16 protein-coding genes and 1 tRNA gene are annotated in these 15,666 nt (G+C 71.4%); 6 read left to right on the top strand and 11 right to left on the bottom strand.

The window, feature by feature from the left end; all coding sequences use genetic code 11:
* Nucleotides 1-26 precede the first annotated feature (26 nt).
* Nucleotides 27-98 (top strand) — tRNA-Val (locus tag ACWGJ2_RS32445).
* A gap of 103 nt (nucleotides 99-201) precedes the next feature.
* Nucleotides 202-744: a class I SAM-dependent methyltransferase gene (locus tag ACWGJ2_RS32440; RefSeq protein ID WP_453349885.1), complete on the top strand. Its 543-nt coding sequence runs from the start codon at nucleotides 202-204 to the stop codon at nucleotides 742-744.
* Here ACWGJ2_RS32440 and ACWGJ2_RS32435 read toward each other — a convergent pair.
* From ACWGJ2_RS32435 to ACWGJ2_RS32425, 3 genes are all read right to left on the bottom strand, one after another.
* Entirely contained in the window at nucleotides 729-1,028 is a 300-nt protein-coding gene (locus ACWGJ2_RS32435) for a hypothetical protein (protein ID WP_453349884.1), read from the bottom strand. The genes ACWGJ2_RS32440 and ACWGJ2_RS32435 overlap by 16 nt on opposite strands.
* Before the next feature lie 112 nt (nucleotides 1,029-1,140).
* Complete coding sequence (locus ACWGJ2_RS32430; protein WP_453349883.1) at nucleotides 1,141-1,941, bottom strand: GNAT family N-acetyltransferase; 801 nt, start codon at nucleotides 1,939-1,941, stop codon at nucleotides 1,141-1,143.
* A gap of 29 nt (nucleotides 1,942-1,970) precedes the next feature.
* Entirely contained in the window at nucleotides 1,971-2,819 is an 849-nt protein-coding gene (locus tag ACWGJ2_RS32425) for a DUF4231 domain-containing protein (RefSeq protein WP_453349882.1), read from the bottom strand.
* A gap of 94 nt (nucleotides 2,820-2,913) precedes the next feature.
* Between ACWGJ2_RS32425 and ACWGJ2_RS32420 the strand changes: the two genes are divergently transcribed.
* A complete protein-coding gene (locus tag ACWGJ2_RS32420) occupies nucleotides 2,914-3,126 on the top strand; it encodes a hypothetical protein (RefSeq protein WP_453349881.1) in 213 nt (70 codons plus the stop codon).
* Between the two features lie 31 nt (nucleotides 3,127-3,157).
* On the opposite strand, the gene ACWGJ2_RS32415 is transcribed toward ACWGJ2_RS32420, so the two are convergent.
* Both ACWGJ2_RS32415 and ACWGJ2_RS32410 read right to left on the bottom strand, forming a co-directional pair.
* Nucleotides 3,158-4,219 carry a LacI family DNA-binding transcriptional regulator gene (locus ACWGJ2_RS32415; protein WP_453349880.1) on the bottom strand — a complete coding sequence of 354 codons (1,062 nt, stop codon included), beginning with the start codon at nucleotides 4,217-4,219 and terminating at the stop codon, nucleotides 3,158-3,160.
* A complete protein-coding gene (locus ACWGJ2_RS32410) occupies nucleotides 4,216-6,897 on the bottom strand; it encodes a glycoside hydrolase family 2 protein (protein WP_453349879.1) in 2,682 nt (893 codons plus the stop codon). The genes ACWGJ2_RS32415 and ACWGJ2_RS32410 overlap by 4 nt, the downstream gene beginning before the upstream one ends.
* Nucleotides 6,898-7,043: 146 nt before the next feature.
* Between ACWGJ2_RS32410 and ACWGJ2_RS32405 the strand changes: the two genes are divergently transcribed.
* On the top strand, nucleotides 7,044-8,246 hold the full coding sequence (locus ACWGJ2_RS32405) for an RNA-guided endonuclease InsQ/TnpB family protein (RefSeq protein WP_453349878.1): 1,203 nt from the start codon (nucleotides 7,044-7,046) through the stop codon (nucleotides 8,244-8,246).
* A gap of 124 nt (nucleotides 8,247-8,370) precedes the next feature.
* On the opposite strand, the gene ACWGJ2_RS32400 is transcribed toward ACWGJ2_RS32405, so the two are convergent.
* From ACWGJ2_RS32400 to ACWGJ2_RS32390, 3 genes are read right to left on the bottom strand one after another with little or no spacing between them, the layout of a single operon-like run.
* Nucleotides 8,371-9,240, bottom strand: a complete 870-nt coding sequence (locus tag ACWGJ2_RS32400) for a carbohydrate ABC transporter permease (protein WP_453349877.1) — start codon at nucleotides 9,238-9,240, stop codon at nucleotides 8,371-8,373.
* An 18-nt stretch (nucleotides 9,241-9,258) separates the two neighbouring features.
* Nucleotides 9,259-10,236: a carbohydrate ABC transporter permease gene (locus ACWGJ2_RS32395; protein ID WP_453349876.1), complete on the bottom strand. Its 978-nt coding sequence runs from the start codon at nucleotides 10,234-10,236 to the stop codon at nucleotides 9,259-9,261.
* Nucleotides 10,236-11,570 (bottom strand): ABC transporter substrate-binding protein, encoded by a 1,335-nt coding sequence (locus tag ACWGJ2_RS32390; protein ID WP_453349875.1) that lies wholly within the window; start codon nucleotides 11,568-11,570, stop codon nucleotides 10,236-10,238. The genes ACWGJ2_RS32395 and ACWGJ2_RS32390 overlap by 1 nt, the downstream gene beginning before the upstream one ends.
* Between ACWGJ2_RS32390 and ACWGJ2_RS32385 the strand changes: the two genes are divergently transcribed.
* Entirely contained in the window at nucleotides 11,561-11,818 is a 258-nt protein-coding gene (locus ACWGJ2_RS32385; RefSeq protein ID WP_453349874.1) for a zinc ribbon domain-containing protein, read from the top strand. The two genes, ACWGJ2_RS32390 and ACWGJ2_RS32385, sit on opposite strands and share 10 nt — an antisense overlap.
* 97 nt (nucleotides 11,819-11,915) lie before the next feature.
* Here ACWGJ2_RS32385 and ACWGJ2_RS32380 read toward each other — a convergent pair whose 3' ends face one another.
* From ACWGJ2_RS32380 to ACWGJ2_RS32370, 3 genes are all read right to left on the bottom strand, one after another.
* Nucleotides 11,916-12,968 (bottom strand): glycoside hydrolase family 26 protein, encoded by a 1,053-nt coding sequence (locus tag ACWGJ2_RS32380; protein WP_453349873.1) that lies wholly within the window; start codon nucleotides 12,966-12,968, stop codon nucleotides 11,916-11,918.
* Nucleotides 12,969-13,264: 296 nt separating this feature from the next.
* On the bottom strand, nucleotides 13,265-13,897 hold the full coding sequence (locus ACWGJ2_RS32375) for a GNAT family N-acetyltransferase (protein ID WP_453349872.1): 633 nt from the start codon (nucleotides 13,895-13,897) through the stop codon (nucleotides 13,265-13,267).
* Nucleotides 13,898-13,989: 92 nt separating this feature from the next.
* Nucleotides 13,990-14,658 carry a DedA family protein gene (locus ACWGJ2_RS32370; RefSeq protein ID WP_453349871.1) on the bottom strand — a complete coding sequence of 223 codons (669 nt, stop codon included), beginning with the start codon at nucleotides 14,656-14,658 and terminating at the stop codon, nucleotides 13,990-13,992.
* A 240-nt stretch (nucleotides 14,659-14,898) separates the two neighbouring features.
* On the opposite strand from ACWGJ2_RS32370, the gene ACWGJ2_RS32365 reads away from it, so the two are divergent.
* Nucleotides 14,899-15,621, top strand: coding sequence for a superoxide dismutase family protein (locus ACWGJ2_RS32365; RefSeq protein ID WP_453349870.1), 723 nt, complete (start codon nucleotides 14,899-14,901; stop codon nucleotides 15,619-15,621).
* Nucleotides 15,622-15,666: the final 45 nt, after the last annotated feature.

The following is a 15,666-nucleotide window of genomic DNA, read 5'->3' as shown; positions in this document are numbered from 1 at the left end:
GGTAGTGTGTGGGCTCATTACGCCCGGGGCGCATAGCTCAGCGGTAGAGCGCTTGCCTTACAAGCAAGATGTCACTGGTTCGATCCCAGTTGTGCCCACTTCATACGCGCAGGTCAGGGCCCCTCCGAGTGATCTCGGAGGGGCCCTGGCGCGTGCTGGGGGCAGCCCTGGCCCGTGTGAAGGGTGTGTCAGGGTGGGCGTATGGCGTGGGATGGCGAGGAGTATCAGGCGCGGTTCGACAGCATTGCCGCCGAGGGCCGGGACGTGCACGGTGAGGCGACGCTGGTGCGCTCTCTGGAGCCGGCCAGTGTGCTCGACGCGGGGTGCGGTACGGGCAGGGTGGCGATCGAGCTGGCGCGGCACGGGGTCGACGTGGTGGGGGTGGACGTCGACGCGTCGATGCTGGAGACGGCCAGGCGCCTCGCGCCCGGCATCCCCTGGCACCTGAGCGACTTGACCGCCCTCGACCTCGGCAGGTCCTTCGACGTGGTGGTGATGGCGGGCAACGTCCCCCTGTTCACCCCGCCGGGCACGGAACCGGCCCTGGTCGCCGGGGTCGCGGCGCACGTCAGGGCCGGAGGCCGCCTGGTGGCGGGCTTCTCCCTGGACCGGGGCTACACCGTGGACGACTACGACGCGCACTGTGTGGCGGCAGGACTCGCGCCCGAGGTGCGGTACGCCACGTGGGACCGCGAGCCCTACGCCGGTGGCGCGTACGCGGTGTCGGTTCACCGTCGGCCCTGACCCCGATTCTGACCCTGTCCCTGTCCCAGCCCCTGACCGCCTTCCACGATGCGGCCCGCCTCCGAGGCCATGTGGCGCAGCCAGGTGTGGACGGGGTCGCGTTCGTGGGCGGGGTGCCACCAGAGTGATTCCAGGAGGTGGCCCAGCTCGAAGGGGGTGTCGGCGATGGTCACGCCCTGGTCGGCGGGGTGCAGGCGGGCGACGCGCTCGGGCATCAGGCCGATGCGTCCCCGGACCGAAGGGTGGGCGATGGGCGACCCGAACGAGATCAACGGATACGACATCTACGAGAACGAGATCGTCTCAGCGCCCGAAAACGCCCCAGGTCACGGCCTGGTGCTCCCCGCGCCCGCAGACCCCGCACCCCACGTACGCCGCACCGTTGCCGTACGCGGATCAGTCCCGCAGCCCGTAGAAGTGGAGCGGGGAGTTCGGGGTGAAGCCGATGCGGGGGTAGACCGGGGCGCCGGCGGCGGTCGCGTGGAGGGTGGCGCGGGGCAGGCCCGTGGCGCGGGCGCCCTCGTAGAGGGCCTTCCGGGTCACCGCCTCGCCGTAGCCCCGGCGCTCCCACTCCGGCGCCGTGGCGACGAGCGCGACGAAGAGGCGGCCGTCCGCCTCCACCGTCGCGGCGCAGGTCACCGGGGTGCCGTCCCGCAGGCCGAGGTAGGCGTACGCCTCGTGCTGCCACAGGCGGGAACCGGCGACGAGGCCGTCCCGGCCGTCCTCCAGGGGGAAGCCGTAGGCGCGGGAGTTGAGGTCCGCGTAGGCGCGCAAGTGGTCGTCGGTGGTCACGCGGGTGAAGGTCAGATCGGGGTGTGTCGGCTCGGGGAGGGGCAGCAGGTTCCCGGCCATGCCGGTGCCGGAGAAGGCGTGCGCGAGGCCCGCTCGTTCGGCCCCCGGGCCCAGCGTCGCGCGGGCTTCGTCGTCCAGGAGGTCCTCGAAGAGCCAGAGGAAGCCCGGGTGCTTCTTCGTACGCATGATGTCCGCCGCCTGGCCCAGGCGCTGACCGAGGACGTCCGCGTCCACGCCGTCCTCGGTCAGCGTCACACAGTTCCAGAAGAGGAACCGGCAGTCGGCCCAGCGCACGGCGATGCCGGGGAGGTCCCGTACATCCGCGTCCGGGTTCCGGTCGAGGACCATGGTGCGCCAGGCCACGGTGAGCTGTTCCATCGATTCGACGGAGTCCCTGAGTGTCATCGTCGAAACCTCTCAAAGGGGGCGGCGTGTCAGATCTGCGCGGGCCGGGCCGGACTCGGGGACGAGTGGACGTCGGGCGAGGTCTCCGGGGGCTGCTCCAGTTGCAGTTCCTTCTTGCGCTGTTCCTCGCGGAGCCGCTCCACTTCCTCGGCGAAGGTCGCCGACGCCTCGGCCGGGGGCACGCCCTTGTAGCGGCGGATGCCCAGCCGGTACGCCTGGAGCTCCAGATCGATCGCGTCCGCCGTCTGCTGGAGGTTGAGGCTCCGTTCGCGGAACTTGTAGTAGGAGATGATGCCCGCGGAGATGCTGACCAGGGCGCTTGTCGAGACGGCGAGCCAGCTCCAGATGCCCTCCTCGGCCGCCGCTGTGGTGGCGACGGAGGTGAGGATCGAGCCGACGATGACCGTCAACTGGAAACGGTTGTGGCGGGAGCGGTAGCGGTCCGCGCTCCGCCGGTACTCGTCGCGCACCAGGGGGACCGACTCGCGGTACTCGCTGAAGGCGTTCGGGATGGACCGGGCGTCGTCCTGAGCCGCCAGCGCGAGACGCCGTCGCGCCTCCAGCTTGCGCTGCTCGACGACGAGGCCGTCGATCTTGGACCTCATGCTGTACCAGTTGACCGCGGCGGCCACGGTGGAGGCCCCGCCGAACAGGACGGTCATGACGTTGGCCACGCCCTGTCCCCCGCCAGGCTCGCCCGGTTTCGGCGCTTCGAACGTCACCACGACGTTGATCAGGATGAGGAGGCCCGTGAGCACGAGAACGCTGGCGAGGAACCAGAGAAGCGTGAGGCGCTGGAGGAAGCGGTGCTTCTTCAGGTCCTCCTCTACCTCGATCGCCCCTTCCTCGATGGTCAGAAGCGCGCTGTCCTGTGCCATACGTTCCCCCCGGAACCAGCAGAAGCGACCGGTAGCGACCGGTCACCCTACCGACCAGCCGTTTACGGGCCACGCTCAGGGTTACGTTCCGGGGATGACTGACATCGTGGACGGACAGGAACTGCTCGAACGGATCCGTCGTGCCCGGGACTGGGCCGCCAAGGAAGAGGCGAAGTTCAAGGAGGTCGGCGAGGAAGTGGGCAGCACCGAGGATCTCGCCTTCGCCGTCAACTATGTCGCCTACGGCGCCGTGCGCGAGGTGCTCGACGAGGTGTTGCAGCCGGGCGTTCACGACCGGAACGAGTAGACCCAACCCTGGTCCCCACCCCCCGGCTCCCTCACCGGTCCCGTCGCGCGATGCTGCCGCGCGGGATGAGGGACGGGGTCGGGGAGCGGACCGGGCCCGGGGGCGGGGAGGTGCCGTCCAGGAGTTGGAAGAGGCGACGGGTCACCTCGGCGCCGAACGCGGTCACGTCGTGGCTCATCGCCGAGAGCGTCGGGTGGGTCAACTGGCAGAGCTGGGAGTCGTCCCAGGCCAGCAGGGAGACGTCGGCCGGGACCGCGAGGCCCATCTCGGAGGCGACGGAGAGCCCGGCGACCGCCATGATGTCGTTGTCGTAGATCACCGCCGTCGGACGGTCGGCCGAGGCCAGCAGCGTGCGGGTGGCCCGCGCGCCCTCCTCGCCCGAGAAGTCGGTGGGGAGCGTGCGGCGGTAGGGGAGGGAGAGGGCGCGCAGCGTCTCCTCGTACGCCGTCGTGCGGATCGCGGTGTGCCCCAGCGAGGGCGGCCCGGCGACGCGCGCGATGCGCAGGTGCCCCAGCGCGGCGAGATAGCGGACGGCCTCGGTCACCGCCGTCGCGTCGTCCGTCCACACGCAGCTCAGGTCCTCCGCGAGCGACGGGTGCCCCACGGCGACGGCCGGGATGCCCAGGCTCCGCACGGCCGGGAGGCGCGGGTCGTCCTGGTGGAGGTCGACGAGGATGGTGCCGTCGATCTGGCGGGAGCGCCACCAGGTCTCCTGGAGCGCCGTCTCCTCGTCGTGGTCGCGGACGAGGCGCAGCAGCAGGGAGCAGGAGCGCTCGCTCAGCACGCTCTCGATGCCGGAGATGAACTCCATGTAGAAGGGTTCGAGCCCCAGCATCCGCGCGGGTCTGGCGATGGCCAGGCCGATGGTGTCCACCTTGGAGTTGGAGAGGGAGCGGGCCGAGAGGTGGGGGGCCCAGCCCAGTTCGCGCGCCGCGGCGAAGATGCGGGCACGGGTGGCGTCGGAGACACCGGGGCGCTTGTTGAACGCGAGGGAGACGGCGCCCTTGGAGACGCCCGCGCGGGCCGCCACGTCGTTGATGGTGACGCGGCGGCCAGCGGCGGGTCCGGGGCGGCGGGCGCGGCGGGTGGTCATGAGGCCGGGCCGCCGCCCGTGCCTGCGACGTCGGGTGCGGCGAGGCCGCCTGGCGCGTTGACGCAGTACAGGGCGGTGCGGGCCGCCTCGGCGCTCGGCCGGTGCCAGCCGGTGACGGTGAGGGTGACGCTCTCACCTGGCAGCAGGGTGCGGACGCCGTGGTCGGCCGCCGCGCCGGGCGCGAGCCGGTCGGGCTGGAGGAGCAGGTCGCGTACGAGGGTGTGGGCCGTGACGACCAGCTTCGTTCCGTCCCCTTCCCCCTCCTCGTCCCCGCCCCCGTCGCCGGGCGCGAGTGCGACGTCGATACGGGGGCGTGGCCAGGCGAACTCGCTGTCCGGGCAGGCGAAGTGGAGGGCCCGCAGGCCGTCGGCCCCGGTCTCGCCTTCGCCCTCGCCTTCGCCGTCGGCCTCGGCCGTCAGGAACTCCTTCGCCGCGTCCCCGAGCCCCGCCGTCTCCGGCGGCAGCGGCACCACCGCGACCGCGTCGGGCCCGGCGGCGAACGGCAGCGTGGACTCGGCGAGCACGGCACCGTCGGCCGAGTGGCGGCGCAGCACGAGACGCCCGCTCCACTCCGTGCGGGACTGGTTGACGGCGACGACCGTCAGCGCGCCCTCGCGTTCCTGGAACGTCAGCAGCCGGTCCGCGTAGAGGCGCCGCAGCTCGTGGTGGAGGGGCTTGGCGCGGCCTTCGCCGTCGACCGCCGCCCATGAGGTCACCGGCCAGCAGTCGTTGAGCTGCCACACGACGGTGCCCGCGCAGCGCGGCCAGTGGGAGCGCCAGTGCTCGATGCCCGTGGAGACGGCCCGTACCTGGGTGAGCTGGGCGAGGTAGTGCCAGGCGTCGAAGCCGAGTTCGCGCTCGACGGACGACGACGTGGCCTCGGGCCCCTCCGCGACGGTGCCGGACCGTACCGTGAAGTGGCGGGCCAGGCCGCGGGCCAGCTTGGTGTTGCCGTCCGCCGCCTTCTGGTGCTGGAGCATGCCGGGGGAGGCGGGGTCGGTCAGCGGGTCATCGGGCAGGGCGCGGCGCAGCGTGGCCCAGGCGGGCGGCGCCTGCCAGCCGAACTCGGCGACAAACCGGGGCACGTCGCGCAGGTAGTCGGCGTAGTCGGTGCGGTTCCACACCTCCCAGGAGTGGTGGGTGCCGTGCGCGGGATCGTTGGGGTGGTGGTCCCACGACCCTGACCAGGGGCTGCCGGGCCAGTACGGGCGCGTGGGGTCCAGCTCGGCGACGACGCGCGGCAGCAGGTCCAGGTAGTAGCCCTCGCCCCAGCTCAGCTCGCCCAGCCTGGGCTTCCAGTCCCAGTCCTCGTGCCCCCACAGGTTCTCGTTGTTGCCGCACCACAGGGCGAGGCTCGGGTGGGACGCGAGCCGGGTGACGTTCTCGCGGGCCTCCGCCTCGACCTCGGAGCGCAGCGGCTCCTCCTCCGGGTAGGCGGCGCAGGCGAACGGGAAGTCCTGCCAGACCAGCAGTCCGAGCGCGTCGCAGGCGTCGTAGAACGCCTCGGACTCGTAGAGTCCGCCGCCCCAGACGCGGACGAGGTCCACGTTGGCCTCGGCGGCCTGGCGGAGGCGGTGCGCGTAGCGCGCGTGGGTGATGCGGGACGGGAAGGTGTCGTCGGGGATCCAGTTGACGCCCCGCGCGAAGACGCGGCGGCCGTTGACGACGAGGGCGAAGGCCGTGCCGTGCGCGTCGGGCGAGGTGTCGAGGGCGACGGTGCGGAAGCCGACGCGCCGGTTCCAGGAGTCGAGCGCGGGGCCTCCGGTGTCCCCGGTGTCCCCGGTGTCTCCAGTGCCGTCCTCGGCCGCCGGGCCGTGCAGCGTCACCTCGCAGTCGTACAGCGGCTGTTCCCCGTGTCCGCGCGGCCACCACAGCCGCACGTCGGGAACCCGCAGCGTGACGACGGTGCCGGTCGCGTCAGGGGCGACCGGCACCGTCGCCCGCACACCCGCCACCCGCAGCTCGGCGGTCAGCGGGCGGCCCTGGCCCGAGGCGGCGCGCTCGATCTCCACGTGCGCCTCGACGCGGCCCGTGGTGCCGTCGGCCTCCACCGTCACCAGCGGCCTGACGGAGGCGAGCCGCGCTGTGGACCAGTGCTCCAGGCGCACCGGCTTCCAGATTCCGGCGGTGACGAGGGTCGGGCCCCAGTCCCAGCCGAAGGAGCAGGCCATCTTGCGGAGGTAGGGGAAGGGTTCCGGATACGAGTTGGGGCGGTCGCCGAGCCGGTCCCGCTCGGATTCCGCCTCCGTGTAGGCGGAGGTGAACCGGACGGCGAGGGTCCGGTCCGCCTCGGCGCTGTCCGTCTCGGCGAGGTCCGCGCCGGTGACGTCGAAGCGGTAGCCGCGGTGCATGTTGCGCGTGGTGCCCAGGAGGCGCCCGCCCAGGGTGACGGCGGCGACCGTGTCGAGCCCGTCGAAGACCAGGTCGGTGCGCTCGTGCTCAGGGGAGGAGTGGGGGGACGGCTGCTGTCGCGCGGGAAGCGTCGTCGTGTACGTCCAGTCGGCGCGGCCCACCCAGGCGACGTCGCGCTCGTTCTCGCCGAGATACGGGTCCGGAATCAGTCCCGCCGCCAGCAGGTCGGTGTGGACGCAGCCCGGGACGGTGGCGGGCGTGGCGGGCAGTGACCGGCCCTCGTGGTGCAGCGTCCAGCCTTCGCACAGCGGCGTGACGTCCTTCATCGGGTACCTCCGGGGAAACCCCGTCCTTGAGGGCGGGGAGGAATCGGATCCCTGCGGAGCAGGGCAACGAGCGGGGTTTCGCCGCCGGGGCGAAAGGCGGTGCTCTGCCCCGCGGGTTTGGTCTTAAGTCGCAGTCTCGCTAGTTTGTGAGCGTGACCACGGGCCAGGTGAAGCGGGCGTTCAAGTACCGCTTCTATCCGACCGATGCGCAGGCGGCTGAGCTGTCGCGCACGTTCGGCTGTGTGCGCAAGGTCTACAACCTCGCTCTCGCCGCACGCACGGAGGCGTGGGCGCGGCAGGAGCGGGTGAACTACCACCAGACCTCGGCGATGCTGACGGTGTGGAAGAAGACCGGGGAACTGGCCTACCTCAACGACGTGTCCTCGGTGCCGCTTCAGCAGTGCCTGCGGCACTTGCAGACGGCGTTCACCCACTTCTTCGGCAAGCGGGCCAAGTACCCGCGCTTCAAGTCCCGGAAGAAGTTCCGGAAGTCCGCCGAGTACACCACCAGCGGCTTCCGCTTCCGCGAGGGGAAGCTGACCCTCGCCAAGATGCGCGAGCCGCTGGAGATCGTGTGGTCCCGGCCCCTTCCCGAAGGGGCGAGCCCTTCGACGGTGACTGTCTCCCAGGACGCGGCCGGACGCTGGTTCGTCTCCATGCTGTGCGACGACGCATCCGTGAAGCCGCTGGCGAAGACGGATACGGCGGTCGGTATCGACGTCGGCCTGACGCACCTTCTGGCCCTGTCCACCGGGGAGAAGATCGCCAATCCCCGACATGAGCGCCGGGACCGCGCTCGCCTGGCCAAGGCCCAGCGCAACCTCGCGAAGAAGGCCCGGGGAAGCAACAACCGGGCCAAGGCGCGGCGCAAGGCCGCCCGGGTGCACGCCCGCATCGCTGACCGGCGCCGCGACCTGCTCCACCAGCTCACCACTCGACTCGTGCGCGAAAACCAAACGCTCGTGATTGAGGACCTGACCGTGCGCAACATGGTCAAGAACCACACGCTCGCCCGAGCCATCTCGGATGCGAGCTGGAGCGAATTCCGCTCCATGCTGGAGTACAAGGCGGCCTGGTACGGGCGAGAGGTCGTGGTCGTGGACCGCTTCTTCCCCTCGTCCAAGCTGTGCTCCACCTGCGGCACCTTGCGGGGCAAGATGCCGCTGCACGTCCGCACCTGGACGTGCGAGGGCTGCGGCACGGCCCATGACAGGGACGTGAACGCGGCCAAGAACCTGCTTGCCGCCGGACGGGCGGTCCAAGCCTGCGGAGCTGGTGTAAGACCTCAACGGAGTTCTCCGGGCGGGCAGTCGGTGATGAAACAGGAAGTCTCACGGCGCGAGCCGTAAGAATCTCCCCCGTATACGGGGGAGAGCGTCAAACAGTCTCCGTTCGTCCGCGGAACGCGGTTCGGGGGCGCGACGGGATGCTCAGGGCGGTGCTCAGTGGGGTGCCCGGTGCGGTGCTCGGGGTTCACGACTTCACGGCCCCCTCGACGAGGGCGGCCTCCATGCGGCGCTGGAGCGCGGTGTAGACGACGTAGACGGGAGCCAGTGTGATCAGACAGGCGGCGGAGAGTATCCCGTACTGCACCATCACCGCCGAGGTGAGCGACGGCAGCGCGACCTGGACCGTACGCAGATCGGGGTCGGGGCCCAGGATGACGAGGCTGAAGAGGTACTCGTTCCAGAACCCCAGGAAGTTCAGGATCGCCACGGTGACGACCCCCGGCACCGACAGCGGCAGATAGACGCGCAGCAGCACGGTCAGCCGCCCCGCGCCGTCCATCAGCGCGCTCTCCTCCAGCTCGGCCGGGATGGTGCGCAGGAACTGGGTCAGCAGGATGACGGAGAGGGGGAGCGAGGTGGCGGGCAGGAACAGCACCAGGAAGGCGCGGGTCTGGAACATGCCCAGCTCGATCGCGAGCAGCACCGTCGGCACCAGCGCGGCGAAGGCCGGGATGAGGAACCCGAGCGCGAAGACCTTCTCCACGACGGCCGCCGTACGCCCGCCGCTGCGCGCGAGCCCGTAGGCGGCGGGGAAGGCCAGCAGGAGGCTGATGGCCTCCGCGCCGAGGGTGATCAGCGCCGAGCTGCCCAGCGCGGGGCCGAGCGCTGCCAGCTCCCAGGCGCGGGTGAAGTTGTCCGTCAGCCACTGGGTGGGCAGGCCGAACGGGTCGGTGAGGACGCGCTGGTTGTCCTTGAGCGAGGAGACGACGAGGTAGTAGAGCGGGACGAGCAGGAGCAGCGCGTACGTCCACGCGGCGACGTGGCCCGCGACGAGGCCCTTCCCGTGCGGGGCGCGCCCGCGCGTGGTGCCTGTAGTGCGTGTGGCTTGTGACATGGCCGGCCCGGCCTCCCCTCAGTAGTTCTGCCGGAGCAGTCGGCGGATGACGACCATGCCGAGCAGGCCGAGGACGAAGAGCAGGGTGCCGACGGCCTGGCTGTAGCCGATGTTCTGTTGCAGGAACGCCTTCTGGTACATCAGGAAGGACAGCGTCGTGGACGCGGTGCCGGGGCCGCCCTGGGTGAGCATCAGCACGGTGGCCGCCGAGTTGAAGAGCGTCCACAGGAACTGGAGCATCGTCGCGACGCCGAAGAAGTCCTTGCAGATCGGATACGAGATCTGCCACATGCGCCGCCAGTGCCCCGCGCCGTCCAGCGCCGCCGCCTCGTAGACCGTCTCGGGCACGGAGGCGAGCCGCGCCGCGAACAGCACCGCCGTGTAGCCGATGCCGCTCCAGACGTCGACGGCGATGATCGCGGCCAGCGCGGTGGCGGGGTCGGCCAGCCAGGGCGTGGTGGACGACTCCAGGCCCACCGAGGCCAGCAGCCCGTTGACGCCTCCGTCGGGTGCCAGCATCCCGAAGAAGATCATGGCCTTGGCGGAGAGCGAGAGCAGCCCGGGAGTGAAGCAGAGCACGCGCAGCAGCCGGTGGCCCGGGGGTTTGAGCTGGAGGTAGTAGCCCAGCATGAAGGCGAGCGGGATCATCAGCGGGAGGGCCACGGCCAGCTGGATCAGGGTGTTGGTCAGCGCTTCCCAGAACACGGGGTCCGCGAGCACGTCCCCGTAGTTGGCCGAGCCGATCCAGCGGTGCGGGGCGACGAGGCTGGCCCACTCGTTGCCGCTGATGACGAACATCGCGACGAGCGGGCCCGCCATGAAGACGCCGTACCAGAGCAGTGCCGGGACGGCCCACAGCGTGGGACTCGCGCCCCTGCGTCCTCTCGCGCCCGCTGCCGCGCGAGAGGGCCCGCCCCGCCCGTACCGTCGGCCGCCCCCTTTGCGGCCGTCGGGCGGCGAAACACGCTCCGCCACGGCGGAGGGGGCCGCCGCCATCACTTGACTCCGCTGTACGCCTGGTCCATCGCCGCGCAGATCTTCTTCGCGTCGGCGTCCTCGCCGAAGGCGAGGCTGGTGGCCTGGACGAGCGGGGTGTTGGCGGCTGCCGGGATCTGGAGGTCGGGGAGCTGCGCGAAGTCCGCCTTGGCGGGGAGGTCGTTGAGGGACTGGTCGAGCAGGTCGTCGTCCGTCGCGCGCCGCTTCTCGTCCAGCTCGACGGAGGTGATGATGCTGGCGTCGTCGAGGAACCGCTCGGCCACCTCCTGCTGGTAGAAGTGCTGGATGAACCGCTTCACCGAGTCGGCCTTCTTGTCGCCGTTGGGGCTGATCCAGAAGCCGGTGCTGGTGTAGCCGCGGAAGGCGGTCGGCTTGTCGAAGGTGCTGCCGGAGGGGATCGGCAGCCCGGCCATCACCGTCTGCTCCGCGGTCTTCTCCGGCACCTCGGCCAGCGCCCAGGAGCCCTGCGACATGATCGCCGCCTGCCGGTTCCAGAACTTGCTCTGCATCGTCTCGAACGTGAAGCCCTGCGCCTTGTCGATGAAGACGCCCGCCTCGCGCAGCTTCACGAACAGCTCGATGCCCTTCATCGCGTCGGCCGACGCGCAGAAGCCGCCCCGCGCGTACAGCTTCCGCGTCTCGGCGGCGCTGGAGTATGCCTGGGCGACCTGCGAGAGCACCTTCTGACCGCTCCAGTCCTTGCCGCCCACCGCCATCGGTGCGATGCCTTTGGCGCGCAGCTTCTTCGCCGCCGCGATCAGCTCGTCCGTCGTGGCCGGTATCTCCTCCACTCCGGCCTTCTCCAGCAGCGCCGTGTTGTACCAGACGGGCCAGCTGAAGCCCGCGTACGGGAAGCCCATCAGCTTGCCGTCCGAGTCCGTCCACTCGGTGAGCGCCTGCGGCAGCACCTTGTCCTTGAGGCCCCAGTCCTCGATGTAGTCCGTCGCGGCGACGGTGGCGCCGTTCTTGGACCAGCCCAGGGACTTGTCGTAGACGTTGACGAAGACGATGTCCGCCTCCTTGCCCGCCGTCAGCGAGGTCTCGTACGTCTCGTCCAGGTCCTCACCGGCCTCGACGACCTTGACCTTGATGCCGGTCTCCTCGGTGAACGCCTTGGCCTCCTCGTGGAAGACCTTGCCTCCTGGGGTGGACTTCACGTACTGCGAGAGGACGGTGAGCGTCTTGGGGTCGCTCGAGGCGCCGCCGCCCGAGCCGCCGCACGCGGCGGCGGTCAGGCCGAGCGCGGCGGCCCCGAACAGCGCTGTGGTCCTGCGGTGGCGGGTGCTTCGGGCCGTACGGGAACGGCCCGTCGTACGGACGTGGCGTGCTGTCATCGGGCACCTCCGGGGAAACCCCGTCTTTTAGTGCGGGGAGGAATCGGATCCCTGCGGAGCAGGGCAATGTCCGCACCTGGACATGCGAGGGCTGCGGCACGAGTCACGTCAGGGACGTGAACGCGGCCAAGAACCTGCTTGCCGCCGGACGGGCGGTCCAGGCCTGCGGAGCTGGTGTAAGACCTCAACGGAGTTCTCCGGGCGGGCAGTCGGTGATGAAACAGGAGGTCTCACGGCGCGAGCCGTAAGCATCTCCCCCGTATACGGGGGAGAGCGTCAACGGCTCTTCCCTCGCTGGAGCAGGAGAGTTCTGGCGGTGCGGTGCGCTGCGGTATCCGGTGGCGGTCAGCGGCGCGCGGCGGTGGTGGCGGCGCCGAGGCCCAGCTCGCCCTGGTTCAGGCTGCGTTCGTGCGCGTACGTCTCCCGGATGCGTTCCGGGGTGTTCCACACGGGGTCGGTGAGCATCTCGGACCAGACCATGAAGTACGTCCACTCCGGCTGCGCAGCGAGGTCGGAGGGCGAGGGGATGCGGCCGACCTCGGCGAGGGCCAGGGGCTTGCCGCCCGCGAGGTCCTGGAGCGTCGCGTACTGCTCACCGCTCGGGAAGCCCGCGTCGTTCCAGGCGTCGACGCTGACGACGTCCACGTACGCGTCCCCGGGGTAGTAGTCGGGCATCTGCCCGGCGGCTCCCTTGGCGTCGACGTTCCACACCCAGACCAGCTGGTCCAGGCCCTTCTCCCGCGTGAGGTAGTCGTGGGTGAGCTGGTAGAGCTTGCGGGTCCCGTGGTCGCCGCCGTGCGCGCCCCACCAGAACCAGTCGCCGTTCATCTCGTGCAGCGGTCGGAACAGGGCGGGCACGCCCGCGTCCTCCAACTGCTGGAGATACGGGACGATCTCGTCCAGGCGCCGCTTCCAGGCGGAGTTCAGTCCCGTGCCGTCGGTGGTCAGCTCGGTCCACTGGCCGGCGGACAGCTCGTCCATGATCCCCGTGCCCGCTTCCCAGCCGCACGACGAGCCTCGGGTGGGCGGGCACACATGCCAGGTCAGGGCGGCGAGGGAGCCGTTGTGCCACTGGTTCTTCGCCTCGTCGACCATGGTCTGCCGGTCGTCCAGATCGCTCGCCCCGAAGCCGAACTCACCGCCCCACAGCCCTGGGTAGACGCCCGTGATCCCGTGCGCCTGCTCCGTGTACTGGGTGGGCTGCGAGAGCGGCTCCTTGTTGTGCTGGCCGGTCACGGTGCGGCTGCCGGTGATGCTCTTCAGATACGACACGAGTTCGCCGGGGGTGGCGGCGGCACCGGGTTCGGCGGCGCGAGCTGAACCGGTTCCTGCCGACTGCTTCGGTTCCGTCGAGGCGGGGAAGGGGGCGTGTTCCTCGTACGCGACGGCGGCGGGCACGCCTGTCCCGGCGAGTAACAGGGCGGCGGCGCCGAGGGCCAGGGCCCTCCTCTTCCTCGTCCTGCGTGCGTGTGGGCGTGTGCGGGGGTGCGTGCGTGTGGGGCGCATGGCAGACCTCGTCGATTCGTCCGTGGGGTGCTTCGGCCGCTTGGGTCGATGGCCGGGGATGGAAGCACTGAACCGGTTAAGGGTCAATGGGTGCGGCACGGCATCGTCGCGAACGGCGCACGGACGCGGGCTCGGAGCGCGGGTCCCGGAGAGACGAGGACGGGAGGAGGGTGAGGCTCGTGGGCGGCTCAGAGGCCGAAGGGCGCCGCGTACCGCACCGGGCCGCGTGGCGGGTCGCCGCCGTCCAGGGAGAGGGCGAGGAACGGCTCGTCGGGCCACTCCTGTGCGGGCGGCGGGGTGATGCCGAAGCGTGCGCAGGGCGTGAAGCCGAAGCGGGGGTAGTACGCGGGGTGCCCGAGCACGATCACCGTGCGCTCGCCCGCCTCCCGCGCCGCGTCGAGCGCGCCCCGGATCGCGGCGCCGCCCGCGCCCCTGCCCTGGTGCGCGGGCAGTACGGCGCACGGGGCGAGCGCGAGCGCGGGTACGTCGCCGACGTGGCAGCGGGTCAGCAGCGCGTACCCGGCGACCTCGCCCCCGTCCTCGTTCCCGTCCCCGCCCTCGCCGGGCTCGGGGACGGGCTCGCCCAGGGGACCGGCCAGCGCGCCCGGCGCGGACACGGCCACGTAGGAGAGCCCCGGAAGCCAGGCGTCCGGGTCCTCGCGCAGCGCGTCCACCAGGTCGGCTTCCTCGGTGGTCTCGAAGGCGGCGAGGTTGACGCGGCGTACCGCCTCGCGCTCGCCCTGCCGCTCGGGGCGCACCTGCCAGACGGGCGCGGGTCCGGGAGCGGGGGTGTCGGCTGCGGGTGTACGAGGATCGCTCATGCGGCCATGCTCGCACCACCGGTACGGGCTACGGGAGCCGCCTGGTAAGGGCCGCGCCCCCTGGCGGGCACCCCTTACTGGGCCGCCGGAAACTACTGGGCCGCCGGGACCGGCTCGTCCTTCGGGCCACGCCTGATCATGTACGCGGCCAGCGTCCCGGCCGCGAAGAGCGCGAGCACCGAGACCACGGTGCCGAGCCAGCCCGCGCCGCCCAGCCACTTGCCGCCGAAGTAGCCGAGCCCCACGCTGTACGCGGCCCACGCCAGCCCGGCCAGCGCCGACCACGGCACGAACTCGGCGGCGCGCCGGTGTGCCACGCCGGCGGTGAGGCTGACGACGGAGCGCCCGGCGGGCGCGAAGCGGGCGAGGACGACGAGGGCGCCTCCGCCGCGTACGAGCGCCTGGCCCAGCCGTTCCTGGGCGAGCGTCAGACGGCGCGAGCGGGCGATGGCGCGGTCGAAGCGGTCACCGCCACGCCAGGCGAGCCGGTAGGCGACGAGGTCGCCGAGGACCGAGGCGCCCGTGGCGCACAGCACCAGCGCGAACATCTCGGGGAGGTGGGGGAAGGCGGCGACGTGCCGCGCGGCGTGGCTCGGAAGGTCGGCGGCGTCGGCCGCCGTGGTGCCCGCGACGGCCGTCGCCGCGGTGATCACGAGGACCCCGCTGGGCAGCAGGGGCACGAAGACGTCGAGGACGACGGAGGCCGCGACGATCGCGTAGATCCACGGGGAGGCGGTCACGGAGCCCAGGGTTTCCAGCACGCCGCGCCCCGTTTCTCCCTTGCCCCGAAAAGACTTCACTTCCGTTTACCGCCGTACAGCGTACGCCCCCGTAACCCCCTGGGAGCCGCTAGCGGCACGTGGCGCCGATCTCATTCGCAGAAGGGATACACATGGCCGTGACCCGGACGTACCCGACAGCGTTCGACCGGATACGGACAGCAGCGGAGGGCCGTCGAAGGGCGGCGTACAGCGGTGGAGGATTCGGCGATGGTGATGGCGATGGCAAAGACGAGGGCGAAGGCGAAGGCGGGAGTGAGGGGGAATGTGAAGACGGCGGGCGTGGGGGCCGGGGTCGTGCTGGCGGCCGTGCTCGCGACCGGCGCGGCGAGCCCGGCGGGTCCGGCAGGCCCTCCGAATCCGGCAGCGGGTCCCGGCGGGGCCGCGGACGGCACCCCGGCCCTCCTCGGCGGTCTGGTCGGCGACGGCCTCGGCGGTCAGTCCGCACGGTGGATGCGCGCGAGCGCCGTGTTCGCGCAGGCCGAGGGGTCGCGGACGCCCCGCGCGGTCACGCACGATCCGACGCTGGTTCCGGCAGGGGCGCGCGTCAGGGTGGCGCAGAAGGTGACCGGGCGGGGCATGGAGATCGAGGCGGAGGTGCACGGCGTCAGGCCGGGCCACACCTACGGCGTCCATGTGCACACCCGGCCGTGCGGCGCGGCGCCCGACGCCTCGGGGCCGCACTACCAGGACAGGAAGGACCCGAAGCAGCCCTCGACGGACCCCGCGTACGCGAACAGGCACAACGAGGTCTGGCTCGACCTCACCACCGACGACAAGGGCAACGGCCGCGCGAGCGCCAGCCAGAAGTGGCACTTCCGCCAGGGCGAGGCGCGTTCCCTCGTCCTGCACGAGCACGCCACCCACACGGGACGCGGCGAGGCGGGCCAGGCGGGCGACCGGGTCGCCTGCTTCACGGCGCCCTTCATCTCGGGCACCCGCTAGCCCAGGCACGGGCGCAGGTCACAGGGCGCAGGGCGCAGGTGCGGA

The organism is Streptomyces sp. NPDC054796 (genome assembly GCF_053611545.1).
The sequence above is the reverse complement of the archived record's forward strand: the minus strand, read 5'-3'. Positions and strand labels throughout refer to the sequence as shown.

Excerpts from the sequence above, each read along its gene's own strand:
- ACWGJ2_RS32400 (WP_453349877.1), bottom strand. The coding sequence starts at position 9,240 with ATGTCACAAGCCACACGCACTACAGGCACCACGCGCGGGCGCGCCCCG.
- ACWGJ2_RS32435 (WP_453349884.1), bottom strand. The coding sequence starts at position 1,028 with ATGTCGTATCCGTTGATCTCGTTCGGGTCGCCCATCGCCCACCCTTCG.
- ACWGJ2_RS32420 (WP_453349881.1), top strand. The coding sequence starts at position 2,914 with ATGACTGACATCGTGGACGGACAGGAACTGCTCGAACGGATCCGTCGT.
- ACWGJ2_RS32410 (WP_453349879.1), bottom strand. The coding sequence starts at position 6,897 with ATGAAGGACGTCACGCCGCTGTGCGAAGGCTGGACGCTGCACCACGAG.
- ACWGJ2_RS32430 (WP_453349883.1), bottom strand. The coding sequence starts at position 1,941 with ATGACACTCAGGGACTCCGTCGAATCGATGGAACAGCTCACCGTGGCC.
- ACWGJ2_RS32390 (WP_453349875.1), bottom strand. The coding sequence starts at position 11,570 with ATGACAGCACGCCACGTCCGTACGACGGGCCGTTCCCGTACGGCCCGA.
- ACWGJ2_RS32375 (WP_453349872.1), bottom strand. The coding sequence starts at position 13,897 with ATGAGCGATCCTCGTACACCCGCAGCCGACACCCCCGCTCCCGGACCC.
- ACWGJ2_RS32440 (WP_453349885.1), top strand. The coding sequence starts at position 202 with ATGGCGTGGGATGGCGAGGAGTATCAGGCGCGGTTCGACAGCATTGCC.
- ACWGJ2_RS32395 (WP_453349876.1), bottom strand. The coding sequence starts at position 10,236 with ATGGCGGCGGCCCCCTCCGCCGTGGCGGAGCGTGTTTCGCCGCCCGAC.
- ACWGJ2_RS32415 (WP_453349880.1), bottom strand. The coding sequence starts at position 4,219 with ATGACCACCCGCCGCGCCCGCCGCCCCGGACCCGCCGCTGGCCGCCGC.
- ACWGJ2_RS32425 (WP_453349882.1), bottom strand. The coding sequence starts at position 2,819 with ATGGCACAGGACAGCGCGCTTCTGACCATCGAGGAAGGGGCGATCGAG.
- ACWGJ2_RS32365 (WP_453349870.1), top strand. The coding sequence starts at position 14,899 with ATGGCAAAGACGAGGGCGAAGGCGAAGGCGGGAGTGAGGGGGAATGTG.